3 protein-coding genes are annotated in these 1,487 nt (G+C 40.5%); all 3 read right to left on the reverse strand.

The genetic code is table 11. From position 1 onward, the window contains the following. Positions 1 to 140: 140 nt before the first annotated feature. The 3 genes from FC652_RS19805 to FC652_RS19815 all read right to left on the reverse strand — a co-directional run bounded on the left by FC652_RS19805 (position 141) and on the right by FC652_RS19815 (position 1,166). Positions 141 to 263, reverse strand: coding sequence for a DUF3265 domain-containing protein (locus FC652_RS19805; protein ID WP_072605996.1), 123 nt, complete (start codon positions 261 to 263; stop codon positions 141 to 143). A 21-nt stretch (positions 264 to 284) separates the two neighbouring features. Continuing rightward, on the reverse strand, positions 285 to 503 hold the full coding sequence (locus FC652_RS19810; protein ID WP_017420731.1) for a DUF6500 family protein: 219 nt from the start codon (positions 501 to 503) through the stop codon (positions 285 to 287). 225 nt (positions 504 to 728) lie between these two features. Next, positions 729 to 1,166, reverse strand: a complete 438-nt coding sequence (locus FC652_RS19815; protein WP_176299870.1) for a GNAT family N-acetyltransferase — start codon at positions 1,164 to 1,166, stop codon at positions 729 to 731. Positions 1,167 to 1,487 lie beyond the last annotated feature (321 nt).

Below are 1,487 nucleotides of genomic sequence, written 5' to 3' on the forward strand. Positions count from 1 at the left end.
CAAATCAACCGTTGAAACAATGCCAATTTTGGGTTTTCACCACACTAGTTAACACTGAAATTGAACGCCGATACGACAATTTCGACCTTGAGCTTTTACCACTAGAACTTGCGATATAGCTGCGTTTTTCCTCTTGCAAACTAACGCTGCGTTAAGGGGTGAGTGCCGCACAAACCAACCTTCCGCATACCACTTTCATCACCAAAACCAACCGCAAACCAAAAATGCCACGCGGCATGAATCCCTCTTAAACGCCTTGTTATGGCTTGGACTTAAGGTGTTCTTTACTTGCCTGATTTAATCATTTCTATGATTTTGTTGGCTTTTTCGAAGTGATCTAGCTGGTGAGTTTGAATCCACCAAGTAGCTGCTTCCATTAACAACATTGGATCGTCGTTTTTATTAGCGAAAAATGCATAAAATGAAACACCAACATTCTCACCCTTTTGTGCGATTTTCTTAGCACAAACATCTAGCACTTTACAGCGTAAGGATTCACGCATTCATTATGCCCTCTTTGATTAAAGTAAAAACAATACTTTACACAACGAATAGAACACAAACAATAAACACTGTTCATCCAACCAGTGTAACTTTTGAAAGAAGCCATAACGCCGCATTAAGTGGTGAGCAACGCAGACCACTGAACTTAAAGTATTGTGCCGTAATCACTAAAATTGAAGCAAACCAAAAATGCCGAGCGTTGGGAATCCGTCTTAAATGCTTTGTTATAAGCGTGGCTTCAACATGTGCACAAACTGACTATCTTGAGCGGTTACTTCAAACCCAAACCTTTTATACAGTTGCCCTACTCGATTTCCTTGTAAATAGCAGAGCTTAATCGGTAAAGACTTTTCTTGTGCAAGTTGGATAACCGTACTCAAAACTTGGCTACCGATACCATTACCTTGATATTCTGGTAGCAAGAAAAAACGACCAAAATACAAATGGTCAGATTTATATTGTACTAGGTAGCTACCAACACGAAAGCCGTTAACCTCAATGATAGTTGGCTTAGATTCTTCCCACTCACTACGATGGATTTCAATTTGAACATTTTCATCCCAGCCAAAGATAGCTTTTATTGGTTCATATTCCGCCACTTTCTTGAGGTTAAACAAGAAATCGTAATCTTCAATTTCAGCTTGACGAGTTACAAACAAGATACTCTCCAGACTAATTTTTAATGGAAGCTTATAACGCTGCGTTAAGGGGTGAATGCCGCCTAAACCAACTTTCCGCAGACACTTTCACCACCCAAAATCACCGCATACCAAAAATGCCACGCGGCATGAATCCCTCTTGAACGCTTTGTTAGCAATACGAACTCATAGGTTGAGATAGCCTCTTATTCTTTGCTGATTCGATGGCACAGCGTCTGGGAGGGCTAAGTACGTTTCTATGTCCATAAGCTTCCAATATTGCCCCTCATCGCCAAACTGAATTTCGCGTAACTCACTTTCGGTTATCGTAACTGCAAGAAAATA

Origin of the sequence: Vibrio sp. 05-20-BW147 (genome assembly GCF_013369385.1) — a bacterium.
Classification (GTDB): domain Bacteria; phylum Pseudomonadota; class Gammaproteobacteria; order Enterobacterales; family Vibrionaceae; genus Vibrio; species Vibrio floridensis.